Genomic DNA, 19,071 nt, shown 5'->3' with positions numbered 1-19,071 from the left:
GAGACCCTTGGGGAGGTCCGGATGCACGCGGTGATCCTCGCCGGCGGTAAAGGGGTGCGGTTGCGGCCGTACACGACGGCACTGCCGAAGCCCCTGATGCCGATCGGTGACAGCCACTCGATCCTGCAGATCGTGCTCGACCAGCTCGCCTCGCGCGGGTTCACCTCGGTGACCCTGGCGATCAACTACCTCGGCCCGCTGATCCGGGCCTTCGTCGGCGACGGCCACCGGTGGGGGCTCACCATCGACTACGTCGAGGAGGACCAGCCGCTCTCCACGGTCGGCCCGTTGTTCGCCCTGAAGGACAGGCTGCCCGACGACTTCCTGGTCATGAACGGCGACGTGCTCACCGACCTGGACTACGGCGACCTGCTGCGCACCCACAAGCTCTCCGGCGCGGGACTGACGCTGGCGACGTCCGAGCGGGTGCACCAGATCGACTTCGGGGTGCTGGACGTGGACGCCGGGCGGGTCGTCGGGTTCCGGGAGAAGCCGGCGCTGCACTACCCGGTCAGCATGGGCGTCTACGGGATGTCGCGCCGGACGATCGAGCCGTACCCGGCGGGGCTCGCCCTCGGCTTCGACCAGTTGGTGCTGGACCTGCTCGCGGGCGGCGAGCCCCCGGTGACGTACCCGTTCGACGGGTTCTGGCTGGACATCGGCCGGCCGGAGGACTACGACGAGGCGAACCGCTCGTTTCCCCAGCTCAAGCCGATCCTGCTGCCCGGCCGCCCGGCGCCGCTGGGGGCGACGCTCGGCGGCCGGACGGCCGTCGGCGACCCGCTGACCGTCGCGGACCCGTTAACCGGCGCTGCTCCGTTGACCGGCGCCGCTCCGTTGACCGGGGCTGCCCCGCTGGCCGTCGCGGACCCGCTGGCCGTCGGCGACCAGTTGGTCGGCGCGGACCTGGCGGCCGGCGCGGAGCTGTCGGCCGTCGTGCGCGCCGGGGAGCCGGCATGACACGGGTGCTGCTGTTCGGGGCGTCCGGCTTCATCGGCGGGCACGCGCGGGCCGCCCTCGAGTCGGACCCGAGGGTGACCGAGGTGGTCTGCCCGGGGCGCTCCACCGTCGACCTGCTCGGTGGCGGGCCGGACGCGCTCGCGGCGCTCCTGCGCGAGGTCGCCCCGGACGCGGTGGTGAACTGCGTGGGCGCCCTCACCGGCTCCGCCGCGCAGCTCGTCACGGCGAACACCCTGCTCGCGGCGAAGCTGCTGGAGGCGACCGCCGCCGCGGCGCCCCGGGCCCGCCTGGTCCGGCTCGGCTCGGCCGGCGAGTACGGCCCGGTGCCGGAGCGCGCCTCGGTCACCGAGGATGAGGCGGCGCGACCGGTCAGCGCGTACGGCGTCAGCCACCTGGCCGGCACCCGGCTGTTCCAGTTGGCCGGCGAGTCCGGGCAGGTCGACGCGGTATCGCTGCGGGTGTTCAACCCGATCGGCCCCGGCATGTCGGAGGAGAACCTGCTGGGCCGGGCGGCGGCGCGCATCCGTGCCGCGCTGGCCGACGGCGCGGAGGAGATCACCCTGGGGCCGCTCTCGGCGTACCGGGACTTCGTCGACGTGCGGGACCTCGCCGCGCTGATCGCCGCGGTCGCGCTCGCGCCCGAGCTGCGGCACCGGGTCTTCAACGCGGCCAGCGGCCGGGCGGTCACCGCGCGGGAGGCGGTCGAGCTGCTGGCCGGCACGGCGGGCTACCGGGGCCGCATCCGCGAGGCCGGCACCGGGCCGGGCCGCTCGGCGGCGGTCGACTGGATCCGCGCCGACGTCAGCCGGGCGGGCGACGAGCTGGGCTGGTCGCCGGTGCGGGACCTCGCGACGTCGATCAAGGACATCTGGGCGGCGGGGGCGGCGCGGTGAGCCGCGTCGCAGGCCGGCGGCTCCTCGTGGCCGCCGTGGCCGGGGTGACCGTGCTGGCGGCGGTCGCGACGTGGGCGTTCGTCGACCCGGGGTCGGGTGACGACTCCGGGTCGACGCCGGCCCCCGTCGCCGGCAGCGCGCAGCCCTCCGCCGCCCTCGGCAGCGCGCCGGCCCCCGCCGCCAGCAGCGCGTCGCCCACCGCCGCCGGCGGCGCATCACCCTCCGCCGCCGGCAGCCCGTCGGCCGGTGCGGCCTCCGGCCCGCCCACCACGGTCACCCACTGGGCGTACCAGCTCCAGGGGTACGCCGGCGGCCGGCTGGACGCGCTGGCCCGGGGCCCGTACCAGCTCGCCGTCGTCGACCTGACGCGCGACGGGCACAGCGGCTACTTCACCGCCGCCGAGATCGGCGCGCTGCGCAGCAGCGGCAAGCGGACGCTGGCGTACTTCGAGATCGGCAGCCTGGAGGACTTCCGGCCGGAGTACCCGGTGATCCGCCGCGAGGCCCCGGACCTGCTGGCCAACGAGTGGCCGGACTGGCCCGGCGAGTACTTCGTCCGCTACTGGGACCCCCGCTGGTGGGACCGGGTCGTGCGGCCCCGCGTCGACCAGGCGCTGCGGGCCGGCTTCGACGGGGTCTACCTGGACACGCCGCTGGCGTACGAGGAGATCTCCCTCTCCGCCGCCCGGGGCCGCGACCGCGCGCGGCTCGCCGCCGACATGGCCGCCCTGATCGTCAGGATCAGCCGGTACGCCAAGTCCCGGCGGCCCGGTTTCCAGATCGTCCCGCAGAACTCACCCGAGCTGCGCGAGCAGCGGGGATACACCGCCGCCATCGACGGCATCGCGATGGAGGAGCTCTTCTACCTCGCCACGGACGAGCCGTGCACCCAGGACTGGTGCGCGGAGAACCTGGCGCACACCCGGGCGCTGCGCGACGCCGGCAAGTTCGTGCTCGCGGTCGACTACGCCGTGCGCGCCGACAACGTGCGCCGGGCCTGCGGCCGGTACCGCGCGGAACGCTTCGCCGGCACGGTCACCGTGCGGGACCTGGACCGGCTCACCGCCCGCTGCCGCTGAAGCGCCACGCGGACGGCCGGTCGCCGCGCCGAAACTCACTCAGATCACTGACAGGTAAGACGGAAGGAACCGACATGAGCACAAAAATCGGGGTCGTCGGCATGGGCTACGTGGGGCTCACGCTCGCCGCCGCCCTCGCCGACAAGGGCTTCACGGTGTACGGCGCGGACGTGTCACCGGCGGTGCTGGACTCGCTGTCACGCGGCCGGCCGCACATCTTCGAGCCCGGCGTCGAGGAGGTCTTCGCCACCCACGTCGGTCGGACCATCCACGTCGCCGCCGACCTGCCGCGCGACACCGTCGACGTGGCGGTGATCAGCGTGTCGACCCCGGTCGACAACATCACCCACCGCCCCAACCTGGCGAACCTGGCCGCCGCCGCCCGGGCCGTCGCCGCCACCTGCCGCCCGGACACCCTGGTCGTGGTCCGCAGCACCGTGCCGGTCGGGACGAGCCGCCGGGTGGTGCTGCCCGAGCTGCGGGCCGCCTGGGGCGACCGGGTCCGGCTGGTGATGGCCCCGGAGCGCACCATCCAGGGCCAGGCGCTGCGCGAACTCGTCGAGCTGCCGCAGGTGATCGGCGGCCTGGACGCCGAGAGCCTCGCCGCCGGGACCGAGTTCTTCAGCGGCCTGGCGCGCACGATCGTCCCGGTCTCCGGGCTGGAGGCCGCCGAGCTGGTGAAGCTGTCGAACAACTGCCACACCGACCTGATCTACGCCTTCGGCAACGAGATCGCGCTGATCGCCGAGCGGCACGGCCTCGACCCCCTCGAGGTGATCCGGGCGACGAACCTCGACTACCCGCGCCCGGACCTCGCCAAGCCCGGGTACGTCGGGGGCGGCTGCCTCTCCAAGGACCCGTACATCATGATCGACAGCGCGGGTGACCGCCGGCCGTTCCTCGTCGGCAAGGCCCGCCAGCTCAACGAGTACCTGCCGATCCACGTCGGCGAGACCGTGGTCCGGATGCTGACCGAGGCGCGGGGCCGCAGTTTCGGCGCGCGCCTGGCGGTGCTCGGCTGGGCGTACAAGGGCTGGCCGGCCACCGACGACATGCGCGGCACCCCGATCGAGCCCATGATGCGGGTCTTCTCCGCCGCCGGCGTCACCGTCCTCGGCCACGACCCGATGGTCACCGACGACGTGATCCGGCAGTACGGCGGCGAGCCGGTCAGCCTGGACAAGGCGTTCACCGACGCGGACGCCGTCCTGATCATCAACGACCACCCGGACTACCGGGCGCTCCGCGTCCCCGAGGTGTTCGGCGCGGCGCGGCCGGCGTTCGTCTACGACTCGTGGCGGGTGCTCGACGGCGCGGCCGTCACGGCCGCCGGGGTCCGCTACGCGGGTCTCGGCTACCTGCCCCCGGCCCCCGACCCGTCCGCCGCGTCCGACCCGACCGCTCCTGCGGCTTCGGCCGTTTCGGCCGCTCCGGCCGTTTCGGTCGCTTCGGCCGACGAGGCGGTTTCGGCATGAGGGCGCTCCTGCTCGGCGGGGCCGGCTTCATCGGCCTGCACCTCGCCCGCCGCCTCGTCGCCGACGGGCACGAGGTGACGATCGTGGACGACTTCTCCCGGGGCCGCGACGACGCCGACCTCGACCGGCTGCGCAACGATCCGGCGGTGCGGGTCGTCTCCGGGGACCTGACCGCTCCGGAGACCTGGGCCGCGCTGCCGACCGGCTGGGACCAGATCTACCTGCTCGCCGCCGTCGTCGGCGTGCGCAACGTGGAGCAGGACCCGGCCCGGGTGATCCGGGTCAACACCCTCTCCGCGCTGCACCTGCTCGACTGGGTGGCCCCGGGCGAGCGGGTCTTCTTCGCCTCCACCAGCGAGGTCTACGCCGGGGGAGTGACGGCCGGGGTGGTGCCGGTGCCGACGCCCGAGACGGTGCCGCCGATGATCTCCGACATCGCCGCGCCCCGCTTCGCGTACGCCGCCAGCAAGCTGCTCGGCGAGGCCGCCTTCCTGCACACGGCCCGCGCCAAGGGCTTCGAGACCGTGGTGGGACGCTTCCACAACGTGTACGGCCCCCGGATGGGCGCCGACCACGTCATCCCGGAGATGTCCCTGCGCGCCCTGCGGGGAGCCGACCCGTTCCCGGTCCCCGGCGCCGACCAGTACCGGGCGTTCTGCCACGTGGACGACGCGGTCGAGGCCATGCTGCGGCTGATGGCCGCCCCGGCCGCCGCCGGTCAGATCGTGCACATCGGCAACGACCGCGAGGAGACCAACATCGGCGACCTCGCCAAGCTGGTCCTGCGGGTGGCGGGGGTGAGCCCCGCCGTCGCGCCGGAGGCCGCGCCGCCCGGCTCGGTCGCCCGCCGCTGCCCCGACCTGTCCCGGCTGCGGGAGCTGACGGGCTATGAGCCGACCGTCAGCCTGGAGGAGGGCGTGCGGACCACGTTCTCCTGGTACCGGGAGCATGCATGGGCACGGTGAGCCGACGGCCCATCTGCTTCTACTACGGCGACGGGCACCTCGACGACCTCGCCGGGTACGTGCGGGTGGTCCTGCAACCGGACTTCTACCGGCCCGCCGAACTGCGGTACCTGGCGGAGCAGGACGTGCAGACGCTCGCCTACCTGTCGCTGTCGGAGGACCAGGGCCCGCCCGCGCCCTGGCAGCGCCAGGAACGCAACCCGGACTGGGGCGGCGCGTTCGTCCACGTCGACCACCCGCTCTGGGTGGCGCACGTGGTCGGCGCGGCGCGCAAGGCGATCGACCAGGGCTTCGCGGGGCTGTTCCTGGACACGCTCAACGTCGAGCTGACCTTCCCCGAGGACGTGCCGCACCTGCTCACCCTGGTCGCCGCCGTACGGGAGGAGGCCGAGCCCGCGTACCTGCTGGCCAACCGGGGCTTCGGCATGTTGCCCCGGCTGGCCGAGATCGTCGACGGCATCGTCTTCGAGTCGTTCTCGGCCCGCTGGACCGAGGACGGCTACGCGCCGTGGCCGGCCGACGTGCTGGAGTTCCATGCCCAGATCGCGGAGCAACTGCTTCAGCTCGAACTCGACCTGTACAGCCTGGACTACGCCGACAGCCCGGGGCTGACCGACTTCGCCGAGCGTCGGGCCCGCCAGTTCGGTCTCCAGTCCTGCGTCAGCGACCGGGCCCTGTCCCGCACCTGACCTGTCTGAATCCCTCGGGCCGGGGCCGGACGCGCGGGTCGCGTGTCCGGCCCCGGCCCGAACCCGTCCCCAACCTGGTCACCTCGCGCGGTCGATGAACAGCTTCTGTTCCTCGTCACCCGGCAGGGTCAGCGCCTCGTACCGGATGGTGATCTCGCCGGCGGGATGCGCCATGAGCTTCGTGCCGTGCGTGCGCCCCAGGCGGCCAGGTGACGCTCAGCGCCCGCGCCGGCCTGCTCCTGGCCGCGGTAGCCCCTGCTCCTTCGCGGCCCGGGCCAGCTCCGCGGTGGCCTTCGCCTCCGCCGACGGCTCGGGTCGCTTCCTACCCACCTCACCGATGGGCGAAGACGAAGCCACCCTCGATGTTCGGGTTCGGGGCCGGTCGATGCACCAGCTCCGCCTCGACGGTGAAGCCAGCAGCGTCCAGCCAGGCCGCGATCCGGTCTGGTGACCGGCGGTGTACGTAGACATTCATCGGGTGGCCGCCGTACCCCTCCGTCTTGAGCTTGCTCCCCTCGCCCGCATGGAAGCCCAGCAGCAGGGTCCCGCCAGGACGCAGCACCCGGAAGAACTCGGCAATGACGGTGGGGACCTCGTCGTCGGGGACGTGGATCAGAGAGAACCACGCGAGCAGGCCGGTCAGCGAGCCATCGGCCAGTTCGAGGCTCGTCATGGAGCCGACCTCGAATCGCAGGCCGGGGTGGTCCCGCCGGGCCACGTCGATCATCGCGGGCGACAGGTCAACGCCGAACGCGTCCAGGCCGATGCCTCGCAGATAGGCGGTGAGCCGGCCCGGACCGCAGCCGACATCGGCGACCGGCCCGTTTCCCTGAGCGCGCACCAACTCGGCGAAGAGCGCCAGGATGCCCCGCTGGAACGGCTCGCCGGCGAGGGCGTCCCGGAGTAGATCGGCGTAGCTGACCGCCACGGTGTCGTAGGAGTCCCGGGTGTCGTCGAGCCAACCGGAAACGCGCACGCGGATGATGTTAGCCCCCGTCGGTGCCGGCTCAGTACTCCCTGAACGGGGCGGCGCGCCTGTCGCGGGCCGGTTCGTGTGGGTGGAGCCGCGTCGGACCATTGGAGAGTTCGTGACGACGGTCATGCCGCCACCTTGCCTGAGCCCCTGATTGGGTCCCGGGCTGCACCACCTTTACCTGACGGTGGCCAAACTATTAATCGACTCGGCAATATAGCCGACATTTGCGGCCGACCGCAGACGGCATAGGCTGTCCGCGAAGGCGGGAAATTCTCGCGAATAAATGAATGGAGACCCCCGTGGCGGATGTGGACTTGGGCGTGGCCTCGGACTGGGACGAGGGTGACACCCATGGCAGGATCAAGCTGCGACAGAACCAGGTCTACCCGAACTCGCCCAAGAAGGACGTGCTGATCAGCTCCCCGGTCAGCATCGAGCTGTCGGTGAACACCAACCACAGCACCAGCCAGGAGGCCGACAAGATCTTCTTCACCACCCACCACGGAAGCCAGAAGAAGATCATTGCCATCCTGGACTCGGACGGCAATTTGCAGATCGCCGGCCGCGTCACGGAACTGCAGAAGGATCTGCGGTACTGACAACGACGCAAGCGTGGCAACACGGGAGCACCCGCATGCCGGCGGATGCTTCCGTGCTATGCCGGGCCGCTGTCGAGTTGATGGAATGCTCCACCTTGCTCCTCGCAGTCAAACGTCGTGTGGCTTTGGCGTCAGCGTGACATGGGCATGAGAGGACGACGGCCCCCTCATCTGCGTCGACGACCTCGCCGACCGGATGCCCATCCACAGGTGGCAGCCGCACAGTCAGGCGATCGATCAGGGCTTCGGGCCCGCCAGTTCGGTCTCCAGTCCTGCGTCAGCGACCGGGCCCTGTCCCGCACCTGACCACCGTCACCCCCTCCCGGTCCCGGCCGGGCCGGGGCCGAAGGCGCGGGTCACGCCCGCCGCCACGGCTCCGGCCCGGCCGGGTCGATCAGCTATCCGAAGCGGTCGGCGAGCTTCGTCAGCTTCGTGACGTACGCCGGCCAGTCGTATGCGTCGGGGACGTTGGGCTTCTCCCGCCGCAGGCCGACCGCCCCGTCGTGCTGCTCGCGCATCAGGTCGGCGTGACCGGCGTGCCGGGCCAGGTCGCAGGTGACATGGATGATGATCTTTCGCAGCGTCACGGCCCGTCCGTCCGCCGGCCACCACGGCACCTGCCCCGGCGCGTCGAGGGGCAGCTCTTCGATCGTCCGGTCCGCGAAGGCCCCCACCCGGCGGTACAGGTCGATCAGCCCGTCCTTCGTCTCGTCCTCCCGCGCGTAGAAGTCCGCCTGCGGGTCCTCCTCCATGGCCTGCATGGAGACCAGCTCCTCGGGCGTCGGAAACTCGCGCCCGAAGGTGACTCCGAAGTAGCCGGCTTCGACGTTGAGGCAGTGTTTGAGGACGCCCAGCAGGTTGTTGCCGGTCGGGGTGCGGGGGAGTCGGGCCTCGCGCTCGCTCAGCCCGTCGAGCTTCCAGATCAGGGCGTTGCGGGCCCCACGGAGGTACTGGTGCAGCGTCGCCTTCAGGTCGTCAAGATCAGCCATGCCCGCAGTCTTCCGCACCGACCCGAACCGTCGCGAGTGGAATCGGCGCTCGGCCGACGCGATCGCGCCGGCCGAGGTCCGGTGCCGCCCGGTGGCCCGTACAGGCGGCCGACCTCGGTGATCAAGAGGTTTGCGTCAGGGGAGGGCAAGAACTCTGACGCAAACCTCTTGATCGCGCGCGCCAAGGGGGGCGGTCAGGGGATCGGCCACTCGTGGACCGGGCGGTTGCTGTGCATCAGGGGCACGTAGTGGCGGACCACCTCGCGCAGGGCCTCCGGGCGGTCCAGGTGGTCGGCGGACTCCAGCCGGTGCAGCGTCTCCACCTGCCAGGTGGCCCCGTTGCGGCCGGTCAGGCAGCGCTGCTCGATGATGCCGAGCAGCCGCTCCCGCTCGGCGGCGTCCAGCCCCCAGCGGTTCAGCCCGAGGTGGGCCAGCGGCAGCAGCCGGCGCAGCACCAGCTCGGTGACGGGCAGGTAGCCCAGGCCGGGCCAGAACACCTGGGCGTCGATGCCGTGCCGGGCGCAGGTGTTGAAGTTCTCCTCGGCGGCGCTGAACGACATCTGCGACCACACGGGCCGGTCCGACTCGGCGAGGGCGCGGACCAGCCCGAAGTAGAACGCGCCGTTGGCGATCGTGTCGAGCACGGTCGGCCCGGCGGGCAGGACCCGGTTCTCCACCCGCAGGTGCGGGCGGCCCTTGTGCACGTCGTACACGGGGCGGTTCCAGCGGTAGACGGTGCCGTTGTGCAGCCGCAGCTCGGCGAGCTTCGGCACGTCGCCCCGGGCGAGGGCCTCGGCCGGGTCCTCCGGGTCGCAGACCGGCAGCAGCGCGGGGAAGTAGCGCACGTTCTCCTCGAACAGGTCGAAGACACTGGTGATCCAGCGTTCGCCGAACCACACGCGGGGGCGTACCCCCTGAGCCTTGATCTCCTCCGACCGGGTGTCGGTGGCCTGCTGGAACAGCGGGATGCGGGTCTCCCGCCACAGCTCCCGGCCGAAGAACAGCGGCGAGTTCGCGCCGAGGGCCACCTGGATGCCGGCGATCGCCTGGGCGGCGTTCCAGTAGTCGGCGAAGTGGGCCGGGCTGACCTGGAGGTGGAACTGGGTGCTGGTGCAGGCCGCCTCCGGGGTGATCGTGTCGGCGGTGACCGCGAGGCGCTCGATCCCGCTGATCGCGATCGGCAGGTCCTCGCCCCGGGCGGCGAAGATCTGCTCGTTGAGCAGTTCGTAGCGCGGGTTGGCCGACAGCGTCTCGGCGGTCAGGTGCTCCGGGCGCAGCGTCGGCAGGATGCCGATCATCACCATGTGCGCGCCGACGGCGCGGGCCTTCGTCTCGGCGGCGTTGAGGCTGGCCCGCACGCGCTCCTCGAAGGCGGCGGTGCCGGCTCCGGCCAGCCGGCGCGGCGCGACGTTGATCTCGACGTTGAACTGGCCCAGCTCCGTCTGGAAGTCCGGGTCGGCGACGGCGGCCAGCACGTCGGCGTTGCGCATCGTCGGCATCGACTCCTCGTCGACCAGGTTCAGCTCGATCTCCAGGCCCGTCATGGGCCGTTCGACGTCGAACCGGGACTCCCGGAGCATCTCGGCGAAGACGTCCAGGCACCGCCGCACCTTCTCGCGATAGCGGGCCCGGTCCTCACGACTGAAGGTCCGCACGCCGACGTCCTCGCCCATGGTCACCGCCCTGTCGCTGTTGGTTCCCTCAACCTCGCACGGTCGAACGCGGCCGGGGAAGACCCGAAGGTCCTTCTCTCTACCCGCTTGCCATCCGCGTGATGCCGGTCGCTTCCGCCCGTCGCGCGCCCTCAGCGCCGACGGGGTGGTTAGCATGGCCGGCAACCGGTGGGGGAGTGAGATGCGCGAGAAGATCACCAAGCTGTTCGTGGCGGCGGCCATCGCCGAGGCCTGCTCCTGGCTGGCCCTGCTGGTCGGCATGGCCGTCAAGTACGGCCCGCCGGACAACGAGATCGGCGTCAAGATCTTCGGCCCGATCCACGGCGCGCTCTTCGTCGTGTACGGCGTGCTGGTCCTCGCGGTGGCCAGGCTGCACCGGTGGCGGCTGCTGCCGACCCTGGTGGCGCTGGCCTGCGCCGTGCCGCCCTTCGCGACGGTGTTCTTCGAGCGCTGGGCCGCCCGCCGGGGGATGCTGACGACCAACCCGGCCGACTCGTCCCGCCCGCTGACCCCGGTCGGCTGACGCCCCCCGCCGGCGGCCCTCGCCCGACCCGGCCTTACCGGCTCCCGTCTGGCCTGACCGGGTCCGCCTGGCCCCATTTTGGGCCCAGCCGGACTCCGCCCGGCCCCCCGCCGGGTAGATCTTGGACGTTTTCGGCCCCCACGGGGGCCATTTCGTACCAACATCTACCCGGGCGTCCCGTCTCCCGGGCATCCCGTCCTCCAGAGGGCGGGGCGGGCGTCAGGTGGTGAGGAAGGTGGCCAGCGTGGCGGCGAGCTGCTCCGGGGCCTCCTCGGCCATGTGGTGCCCCGAGTCGACCGAGGCGACCCGCACGTCGTCGGCCCAGTCCCGCCAGATTGCCGCCGGGTCGCCGTACAGGTCGACCATGTCGTCGCGCTCGGAGAAGCAGAACAGCACCGGGCAGGTGATCCGTCGACCGGCGGCGCGGTCGGCGTCGTCGGCCGCCCGGTCCGGGCCGAGCCCGGCCCGGTAGTCCTCGCACATGGCGTGCACGGTCGCCGGGTCGCCGATGGCGCGGCGGTAGTCGGCGTACGCCTCCTCGCCCATCTCGGCCGGCGACCCGCCGTACCAGGCGTCGGGGTCGGCGTTGATGACGCGCTCCGCCGGCTTGTCCGACTGGCCGAGGAAGAACCAGTGCCACCAGCGGGCCGCGAACCGGGCGTCCGCGCGTGCCAGGGCCTCGCCGATCGGGACGCCGTCGAGCACGCCGAGGCGGCTGACCCGGCCGGGGTGGTCCAGCGCCGTGCGCATCGCCACGTAGCAGCCCCGGTCGTGGCCCACCACCGCCGCGCGGTCGTGGCCCAGCGCGTCGAGCAGGCCCACCACGTCGCGGGCCATCGCCCGCTTGGCGTACGCGGTGTGCTCCGGGTCGCTGGGCGGCTTGGACGATTCGCCGTAGCCGCGCAGGTCCGGGCAGATCACCGTGTGGTCGCGGGCGAGCAGGGGCGCGACCCGGTGCCACGTCGCGTGGGTACGGGGGTGACCGTGCAGCAGCACCACGGGCGGGCCGGACCCGCCGTGGCGCACCCGCAGCCGGGCCTCGCCGACGTCGATGTGTTCCAGCGTGAATCCCTCGAACATCGCCCCACGGTGCCCGCCGCCCCGGGGCCCGAAACCGCCCGGCGACCCGTTCGACCCCCGGGCCCCGAAGCCCGCCCGGCGACGGGCTCCGCCCCCGGCCCCCGAACGGCCCGGCCCGAAAACCGTCCGGCGTCGGAACTGCCCGGCGAGCCGCCGTCAGAAGAGCACGACGACGACGGCGATCACGAGGACGAGCAGCGCCCCCAGCACGGCCTGGAGCAGCAGCGGCGGGCCGAGGTGGGTCCACAGGGTGGCGGGGCGCGGCCGGAGCAGCTGCCCGGTGGTGATGTTGACGATCCGCTCGACCCGGGGCGGCAGGTCCGGGTCCTGTGGCTTGAGCGTGATCTGCACCCAGTCGGAGGGGTGCAGCGCGCTCTGTGCCAGGTGGCCGTGCAGCTCCACCTCGCAGAGCCGGTTGTCGGAGTCGCGCAGGTGCAGCGGGGTGACCAGGAACTCCGGCCCCTTGCGCAGCTCCTTCCAGCTCCGCCGGGCCCCGCCGGAGGCGCTCGAGAGCAGCGAGCGGATCGCCAGCAGCAGCAGGCCCATCACGCTGGCCGCCGTCACCACCGCGACGAGCGCCGGCTGGCCGATCTTCAGCTCGCGGGGGTAGCCCTCCATCAGCCGGACGACCCGGCCGGTGACGATCCGTTGCGTGGGGCGGGCGATCCGCCGGTATTCGAGGTCGCCGTCCATTTTCACCACCGAGAGCTGTCCGCCACCGAACGTCCGCTTTGTCGACACCGATCGTATCGGTAGGACAGGCCGAACGACGTGAATGAACGCGAATCACGTTCGTGGCGCGGTCAGGTGACATGGCGACCGGCGCGGGTAAGCGGGGGGCCGAGCCGGAAAGGGGTCGAGCATGCAGCTTTCCTTCCTGCGCCCGCTCTACGACCGTCCCGGGCCCTGGTGCTCGGTCTACCTGGACGCCTCCCGCGACACCGAGGACGCCCACCCGGCGCTCGACCTGCGCTGGCGCGCCCTCAAGGGCGACCTGCTGGCCCAGGGCGCCGACGCGCCCACCGTCGACGCCGTCGAGCGGGTGGTCCGGGGGCACGACCCGATGCCGGGCGACTACGGCATAGCCGTCTTCGCGACCCGGGGCCGGGCGGTGCTCACCGAGTACCTCTCCGCGCCGCCGCTGCGGGACCTGGCCGCCTGGGCGGAGCTGCCGCACACCATGCCGCTGCTGGCCCAGCGCGGCGAGCAGGTCGCCTGGGTGCGGGTGCTGGCCGACCGCACCGGAGCCGACGCCGTCGCGGTGAGCGCCGGCGGGGTGCCCCGCCGCGCCCACGTCGCCGGCCGGGAGGACTTCCAGCTCCGCCGGGTCCAGCCGGGCGGCTGGTCGCAGTCGCGCTACCAGCGCGCGGCCGTGGAGGCGTGGCACCACAACGCGGGGGACGCGGCGGCGGCCACGGTGGAGCTGGCCGAGAAGGTCGGCGCGGAGGTGGTGGTGGTCGCCGGGGACGTCCGGGCGACCGGGATGATCGCCGCCCAGCTCCCCGAACGCTGGCAGGACGTGCTGGTGCGCACCGACGCCGGCTCCCGGCACGCCGGGGCCGACCCGGCCCTGATGGACGACATCACCGTGCAGACCATCGCCGAGGTGGCCGACCAGCGGATCAGCGCCGCGCTCGACCGCTTCGGCGTGCAGGAGGACGTCGGGGCGGGGCTCGACGCGGTCGTCCGGGCGCTGCGCCGCAACCAGGTCGACACGATGCTGCTCGTGGACGACCCGTCGTCGACCGCGCAGCTCTGGATCGGCCCGGCCCCGACCGACATCGCCACCGGCCCGGGCGACCTCACCGCCGTTTCGGTGGCCGACCCGCACCGGGTACGCGCCGACGCGGCCCTGGTCCGGGCGCTGGTCGGCACCGACGCGGAACTGACCGTCCTCGCCCCGGAGGAGGCGCCCGAGCTGACCGACGGGGTGGGCGCCGTGCTGCGCTACGTCGACGCGGCCACCCCCGGGCGGGGCAATGCCTGAGCGTACCGCCGCCGACCTGGTGGTGGAGCGGCTGCGGGCCTGGCGGGTGCCGCGCGCCTTCGGCTGTCCGGGCGCGGCGATCGCCCCGGTCGTCGCGGCGCTGGACGGCGCGGGCGGCGACCCGGAGTTCGTGCCCGCACGGCACGAGGAGACCGCCGCCTACATGGCCGGCGGGCACGCCAGGTTCACCGGCGGCATCGGGGTGTGCCTGGCCACCCAGGGCCCCAGCGCGGTGCACCTGCTCAACGGCCTGTACGACGCCAAGCTGGACGGCAGGCCCGTCGTCGCGCTCGTCGGGGAGGACGTCACCGGCCCGCTCGGCGGCGCGCACGAGGAGATCGGGCTGAGCCGCCTCTTCGGCGACGCCTGCCACGAGTTCGTCCGCTACGCCCGCGCGCCCGAGCAGGTCCCGGCCGTGCTCGACCAGGCGCTGCGCACGGCGGCGGCCACCCGCAGCCCGACCTGCGTGGTGCTGCCCCTCCAGGTGCAGCAGGCCCCGGTGCCGTACCGGCTGCCCCCGGTCGCGGGCGTGACCACCGCGACGCCGGGGGAGCCGCCCGCCCGGGTGCTGCCGCACGAGACCGATCTGGCCGCCGCCGCGTCGCTGCTGGGCGGCGGCGGCCGGGTGGCGATCCTCGTCGGCCAGGGCGGGCGGGGAGCGGCGGGCGAGATCGTGGCGCTGGCCGACCGGCTCGGCGCGGGAGTGGCGACCAGCCTGCTCGGCAAGCCGGTGCTCGACGAGCGGCTGCCGTTCCACACCGGCGTGCTCGGCGAGGTGGGCACGAGCGCCGCCGCGCAGCTCATGGGCGGCTGCGACACCCTGCTGATGGTCGGCACCAACGACCCGTGGACCGGCTACTACCCGCTGCCCGGGCAGGCCCGCACCGTGCAGGTCGACCTCGACGGCCGGCGCATCGGCAGCCGGTACCCGGTGGACGTGCCGCTGGTCGGCGACGCCGCCGAGACGCTGCGCGCCCTGCTGGCCCGGGTGCCGGAGAACCCCCGCCGGGGCTGGCGGGCCACCGTGGAGCGCTCCGTCGACCGGTGGCGCGCGGACGCGGCGGCGCGGGCCGCCGAGCCCGCCCAGCCGATCAACCCGCAGCTCGTGGTGCGCGAGCTCTCCGCCCGGCTGCCCCGCGCCGCGTCGGTCACGGTCGACGTGGGCGCGGTCGTCCACTGGTACGCCCGGCACCTGGAGCTGCCGCCCGGGGTCGACGCCCACCTCTGCGGCACCCTCGGCGCGACCGGCTGCGCCCTGCCGTACGCGGTGGCGGCGAAGCTGGCCCGCCCCGACCGGCCGGTGATCGCCCTGGCCGGTGGCGGCGCGATGCAGCTCAACGGCCTGGCCGAGCTGATCACCGTGGCCTACCGCTGGTCGAAGTGGCCCGACCCCCGGCTGGTGGTGCTGGTGCTCAACGACCGCGACCAGCCGGGCCCCGGCGGGGCGGCGGGGCGGCGCGCCGACGTGCCGTACGCCGGGTGGGCCCGGCTGCTCGGCCTGCACGGCGTCCGGGTGGACCGGCCCGAGCTGGTCGGCGCGGCGTGGGACGAGGCCCTCGCGGCGGACCGGCCGTGCGTGCTGGAGGCCGTGGTCGACCCGACGGTCGCCCTGCGCCCGGCCGAGCCGGCCCTGGCCGACCTGCGCGGCCTCGTGACCGACCGCGACCCGGCCCGGCGGCCGGACGGCGGAGTGACGCTGCGCACCGGCGTCGCCGTGCCGGCCGAGCACGTCGTTTAGCGGGTCCGGGCCGGGGCATCTGCGAGGTACCCGCTACGGAGGAGATCAGATGCCCGAGCCGACCGACCGTCGCTACGGCCCCGCGCCCCTGCCGCAGCCCCGGGGGCCGGTCTCCGCCGCGGTGGTGGAGGCGTTGCGGCTGGCGCCGCACGACCTCCCGGCCGACCTCGGCGCGACGCTCGCCCCGGCGGGTGGTGACCCGCTGACCGACGAGGACCTCCAGCTCACGCTCTTCCTCTGCTACGAGCTGCACTACCGGGGCTGGACGGGGGTGGCCGACGACTGGGAGTGGCAGCCTTCCCTGCTGGCCCTGCGCGCCCGGGCCGAGGCCGCCTTCGAGGGCGCCGTGCGCCGGCTCGTCGGCCCCGTGCCGGCGGTGCTGCCCGGCGGCGTGCCGCGCGCCCTCGCCGACCTGGTGGACGCCGACGACGGCCCGTCGCTGGCCGCCGCGTTGCAGCGCCGGGCCACCCTGGGGCAGTTCCGCGAGTTCGCCACGCACCGCTCGATCTACCACCTGCGGGAGGCGGACCCGCACAGTTGGGGGCTGCCCCGGCTCGGCGGCCCGGCCAAGGCCGCGCTCGTGGAGATCCAGATGGACGAGTACGGCAACGGCCGGCTGGACCGGATGCACGCCGAGCTGTTCCGCCGCACCCTCGACCGGCTCGGCCTGGACACCGGCTACGGCGTCCACCTGGACCGGGTGCCGGCCGTCACCCTCGCCACCAACAACCTCATGTCGCTGTTCGGGCTGCACCGCCGGCTGCGGGGGGCGCTGCTGGGCCACCTGGCCGCGTACGAGATGACCTCCTCGCTGCCGAACCGCCGCTACGGCAACGGCCTGCGCCGACTCGGCCTGGACGAGGTGGCCACCCGCTTCTACGACGAGCACGTCGAGGCGGACGCGGTGCACGAGCAGATCGCCGCGCACGACCTGTGCGGCGGGCTGGCCCGCACCGAGCCGGCGCTCGTGCCGGACGTGCTCTTCGGCGCGGCGGCGGCGCTGGCGGTCGACCGGCTCTTCGCCACCCACGTCCTGGACCGCTGGGCCCGGGGGGAGACCTCGCTGCGCGACGGCGGCGTCCTCAACGGCGGCACCGTCGCCGCCCCGGCCCGCCTCACGGCCGCCGTGGCCTGAGCCGCCGACCCTCGATCAAGCGGCCTGGGCCGCCGACCCTCGATCAAGCGGCCTGGCCGCCAGCCCCTCGATCAACTCGATGTCGGCGACATCGCGCCTTCCTTCGCCCGGGGAACGCCCCATGTCGCCGACACGGGGGCCTGGCACCGGGGCCGAGGTCCTGGCACGGGGCCGGGGGAGGGTGCTCAGCCCTCCCGGTCGGTGCCGGCGCGGAACCGCGCCGCCTTGTGGGTGCCGTCGCAGAACGGCTTGAGCGCCGACATGCCGCACCGGCACAGCGCCACCGTGCCCCGGCGGGTGTCGATCGCCCGCCCGTCGGGGGTCACCAGGGCGAAGTCGCCCCGGACCAGCAACGGCCCGTCGGGGTACGGGGTGATGGTGGCCGCCGGGGCGGCGTCGTCGGGCTCCACCGCCCGACAGTGCCCGCCCCCGCCCCACCCAAACCCGCCGACCGCAACCGCGCCCCCGCTGGGGCCGGGCCCCGTCCGACCGTGTGCCGCCGAAAGCGGCCCACCGCCGGAAGCGGCCACCGCCGGAGCCGAGCCGCGCGCCGCCGGAGCCGCGCCCCGCCGCCGGAGGCCCCCGTCCCGCCCCGGTGCGCGACCCGGACGCCCCGCCCAGCCGGCGCGGCGGGGGCCGGCGCGGGGCACGGGTCCGTCCACCGGGGAATGCCCCCGCGCGGTGGCGGACGCCCCGTTTAGACCCCATCGGGACGGGAAGCCGGGCCGCGTGCTGAGCGAACGAGGCGGGTCGGGACCGGCGCACACCGCGCGCGGCGAACTCACGGCGCAGGGGGCCGGGCTGGCCGGTGACCGGGTCGTGGCGGCCGGCAGCACCGGCCGGGTCCTGATCGCCGCGGCGGTGCGGGCGCTGCGCGGGGAGGACTGCGCCGACCTGGGCCAACCGGGCGGGCTGTCCCGGCTCACCGGGGCCCCCGCGTCGGTGCGCAGGGCGGCGGCGAACCGGTCGGCCGGTCGGGTGGCGCTCACCCCCGAGCAGACGGCGGAGGTCGACGCCGCCCGGGTCGCCGGGTGGATCGTCGACCAGTACCCGCGCCGTCGCTACCCGGGCGCGGTGCTCGGCTCCCCGCACGGGGCGGCCGTACACCTGGCGGTGGCCCTCGGGGTGCCCTGGCTGCCCGCCGCCTTCGACACGACCGTGCAGTGGCCCGGGGGAGCGGTGGACCGGCCCCGGGCGGCCCTCGACCACGGCGCGGCGCTCGCCGCCCGGCTGCTCGCGGGCAACCCGGACGTGCACGTGCGGCAGGTGCACTGCCCGGCCAGCCGGGGCACGCTGGCCGGGGCGACGGTCTCCCTCGCCGTGCGCTGGCGGTCGCTGCCGGCGGCGTACGGCCGGTTCCTGGCCGACCGGCTCGACGCCGGCGCCCCGGTGCTGGTGCTGCGCGACGGGCGGACCTGGCCGGTGTACGACGCCGGGCGTGGGCACAGCTTCCAGACCGGCTCCCCGGCCAGCGGGCTGGACCCGGTGGACTTCCACCCCGACTCGCACGCGCTGCGCCAGGTGTTGCGCGCGGTCGGCGGCGACGGGGCCCGCTGGGAGCCGCCGGAGGTCTCCGGCCCGCCGGGCCACGCCGAGCAGAGCGTCGAGCCCGGTTTCGACCTCGCCGTGCGGGAGTGGGCCGCCCGGCGCGGGCACCGGGTGCACCGCGTGCTGTTCTCCCTGCCGGGGGCGCTCAGCGCCGCCGTCGCCGACGTGTACCGGGCGTGGCTGCGCCGGGCCGGCAAGACGGGGGACCGCCTGGTCGTGGAGTGCGGCCGGCTGCTCGACCCGTGGCAGGTGGTGCGGGCGGGGCTGGTGCCCTACTGGTGCGAGAACGCCACCCGGCGCAGCGTCGACGCCGCCGAGTGGTGGCTGGCCGGCAGCGAGCCGTTCAGCTCGGTGGACGTGCTGCCGGAGTCGCCGGGGATGCGCTCGCCGGCGCTCGCGGGGCTGCCGCAGTGGCTGGCCGTGGCCGCGTTCGGCCGCCGCCGCCGGGCCCTGGACCGCACGGCCGCCCGGGGCTACCCGGTCGCGGCGGTGCCCACCCGCCGGGCCACGGAGGTGCTCCGCGCCCAGCCGTACGACCTGCCGGCGCCGCCGCCACTGCCCGCCGCGACCGCCGTCGAGACGTTCCGCGACGGGGCCGGCCACCCGGGCCTGGTGGTCTGCTGACCAGTTCCGTCCCCACCGGCGCGGCGTTCCCCGCGCGCCACGCCGCGACCGGCCGTCCTCCCCGCGCGCCACGCCGCGACCGGCCGCACGAGCCGGCCGAATCATCCTCGCGAACCCGTGCCGCCGTGATTGAGTACC

The 19,071-nt window shown here is 74.4% G+C and carries 18 protein-coding genes; 12 read left to right on the top strand and 6 right to left on the bottom strand.

Going from position 1 to position 19,071, the window contains the following annotated elements; all coding sequences use genetic code 11:
• The first annotated feature begins 21 nt into the window (after window positions 1–21).
• The 6 genes from LPU43_RS19945 (at window position 22) to LPU43_RS19920 (ending at window position 6,061) form a co-directional block, all read left to right on the top strand.
• The gene (locus LPU43_RS19945; protein WP_229401987.1) at window positions 22–960 is read left to right on the top strand and encodes a sugar phosphate nucleotidyltransferase; all 939 of its coding nucleotides are present in this window, start codon (window positions 22–24) and stop codon (window positions 958–960) included.
• A complete protein-coding gene (locus LPU43_RS19940) occupies window positions 957–1,853 on the top strand; it encodes an NAD-dependent epimerase/dehydratase family protein (RefSeq protein WP_229401986.1) in 897 nt (298 codons plus the stop codon). The genes LPU43_RS19945 and LPU43_RS19940 overlap by 4 nt, the downstream gene beginning before the upstream one ends.
• Window positions 1,850–2,932, top strand: a complete 1,083-nt coding sequence (locus LPU43_RS19935; protein WP_229401985.1) for a glycoside hydrolase family 191 protein — start codon at window positions 1,850–1,852, stop codon at window positions 2,930–2,932. Before LPU43_RS19940 ends, LPU43_RS19935 begins: the two co-directional genes overlap by 4 nt.
• Before the next feature lie 74 nt (window positions 2,933–3,006).
• The gene (locus LPU43_RS19930; protein ID WP_229401984.1) at window positions 3,007–4,407 is read left to right on the top strand and encodes a nucleotide sugar dehydrogenase; all 1,401 of its coding nucleotides are present in this window, start codon (window positions 3,007–3,009) and stop codon (window positions 4,405–4,407) included.
• Window positions 4,404–5,372 (top strand): NAD-dependent epimerase/dehydratase family protein, encoded by a 969-nt coding sequence (locus LPU43_RS19925; RefSeq protein WP_229401983.1) that lies wholly within the window; start codon window positions 4,404–4,406, stop codon window positions 5,370–5,372. Before LPU43_RS19930 ends, LPU43_RS19925 begins: the two co-directional genes overlap by 4 nt.
• Window positions 5,360–6,061 carry a putative glycoside hydrolase gene (locus tag LPU43_RS19920; RefSeq protein WP_229401982.1) on the top strand — a complete coding sequence of 234 codons (702 nt, stop codon included), beginning with the start codon at window positions 5,360–5,362 and terminating at the stop codon, window positions 6,059–6,061. The genes LPU43_RS19925 and LPU43_RS19920 overlap by 13 nt, the downstream gene beginning before the upstream one ends.
• Window positions 6,062–6,392: 331 nt before the next feature.
• Here the strand turns inward: LPU43_RS19920 and LPU43_RS19915 are convergent, their stop codons facing one another.
• On the bottom strand, window positions 6,393–7,037 hold the full coding sequence (locus LPU43_RS19915) for a class I SAM-dependent DNA methyltransferase (RefSeq protein WP_229401981.1): 645 nt from the start codon (window positions 7,035–7,037) through the stop codon (window positions 6,393–6,395).
• A gap of 299 nt (window positions 7,038–7,336) precedes the next feature.
• On the opposite strand from LPU43_RS19915, the gene LPU43_RS19910 reads away from it, so the two are divergent.
• On the top strand, window positions 7,337–7,636 hold the full coding sequence (locus LPU43_RS19910) for a DUF6342 family protein (RefSeq protein WP_229401980.1): 300 nt from the start codon (window positions 7,337–7,339) through the stop codon (window positions 7,634–7,636).
• 398 nt (window positions 7,637–8,034) lie between these two features.
• Here LPU43_RS19910 and LPU43_RS19905 read toward each other — a convergent pair whose 3' ends face one another.
• Both LPU43_RS19905 and LPU43_RS19900 read right to left on the bottom strand, forming a co-directional pair.
• Window positions 8,035–8,625, bottom strand: a complete 591-nt coding sequence (locus tag LPU43_RS19905; protein WP_229401979.1) for a DinB family protein — start codon at window positions 8,623–8,625, stop codon at window positions 8,035–8,037.
• Between the two features lie 194 nt (window positions 8,626–8,819).
• Window positions 8,820–10,298, bottom strand: a complete 1,479-nt coding sequence (locus LPU43_RS19900; RefSeq protein WP_229401978.1) for a glutamate-cysteine ligase family protein — start codon at window positions 10,296–10,298, stop codon at window positions 8,820–8,822.
• Between the two features lie 154 nt (window positions 10,299–10,452).
• On the opposite strand from LPU43_RS19900, the gene LPU43_RS19895 reads away from it, so the two are divergent.
• On the top strand, window positions 10,453–10,821 hold the full coding sequence (locus LPU43_RS19895) for a DUF3817 domain-containing protein (protein WP_229401977.1): 369 nt from the start codon (window positions 10,453–10,455) through the stop codon (window positions 10,819–10,821).
• A 219-nt stretch (window positions 10,822–11,040) separates the two neighbouring features.
• Here LPU43_RS19895 and LPU43_RS19890 read toward each other — a convergent pair whose 3' ends face one another.
• Window positions 11,041–11,901 carry an alpha/beta fold hydrolase gene (locus tag LPU43_RS19890; RefSeq protein WP_229401976.1) on the bottom strand — a complete coding sequence of 287 codons (861 nt, stop codon included), beginning with the start codon at window positions 11,899–11,901 and terminating at the stop codon, window positions 11,041–11,043.
• Between the two features lie 156 nt (window positions 11,902–12,057).
• Entirely contained in the window at window positions 12,058–12,603 is a 546-nt protein-coding gene (locus LPU43_RS19885) for a hypothetical protein (protein ID WP_229402017.1), read from the bottom strand.
• A 160-nt stretch (window positions 12,604–12,763) separates the two neighbouring features.
• Here LPU43_RS19885 and LPU43_RS19880 point away from each other — a divergent pair, with 160 nt between their 5' ends.
• Genes LPU43_RS19880 through LPU43_RS19870 form a run of 3 tightly spaced genes read left to right on the top strand, consistent with a single transcriptional unit; the run spans window position 12,764 to window position 16,761 of the window.
• Window positions 12,764–13,888: a baeRF2 domain-containing protein gene (locus tag LPU43_RS19880; protein WP_229401975.1), complete on the top strand. Its 1,125-nt coding sequence runs from the start codon at window positions 12,764–12,766 to the stop codon at window positions 13,886–13,888.
• Window positions 13,881–15,626, top strand: a complete 1,746-nt coding sequence (locus LPU43_RS19875; protein ID WP_229401974.1) for a thiamine pyrophosphate-binding protein — start codon at window positions 13,881–13,883, stop codon at window positions 15,624–15,626. Before LPU43_RS19880 ends, LPU43_RS19875 begins: the two co-directional genes overlap by 8 nt.
• Before the next feature lie 49 nt (window positions 15,627–15,675).
• Window positions 15,676–16,761, top strand: a complete 1,086-nt coding sequence (locus LPU43_RS19870; RefSeq protein WP_229401973.1) for an iron-containing redox enzyme family protein — start codon at window positions 15,676–15,678, stop codon at window positions 16,759–16,761.
• A gap of 185 nt (window positions 16,762–16,946) precedes the next feature.
• Here the strand turns inward: LPU43_RS19870 and LPU43_RS19865 are convergent, their stop codons facing one another.
• Window positions 16,947–17,171: a CDGSH iron-sulfur domain-containing protein gene (locus LPU43_RS19865; protein ID WP_229401972.1), complete on the bottom strand. Its 225-nt coding sequence runs from the start codon at window positions 17,169–17,171 to the stop codon at window positions 16,947–16,949.
• A gap of 391 nt (window positions 17,172–17,562) precedes the next feature.
• On the opposite strand from LPU43_RS19865, the gene LPU43_RS19860 reads away from it, so the two are divergent.
• Window positions 17,563–18,933: a hypothetical protein gene (locus LPU43_RS19860; protein ID WP_229402016.1), complete on the top strand. Its 1,371-nt coding sequence runs from the start codon at window positions 17,563–17,565 to the stop codon at window positions 18,931–18,933.
• Window positions 18,934–19,071: the final 138 nt, after the last annotated feature.

Source organism: Micromonospora okii (assembly GCF_020884795.1).
GTDB classification, from domain to species: domain Bacteria; phylum Actinomycetota; class Actinomycetes; order Mycobacteriales; family Micromonosporaceae; genus Micromonospora; species Micromonospora okii.
Note: the sequence above shows the minus strand (reverse complement) of the source record. Positions and strands in the feature narration are given on the sequence as shown.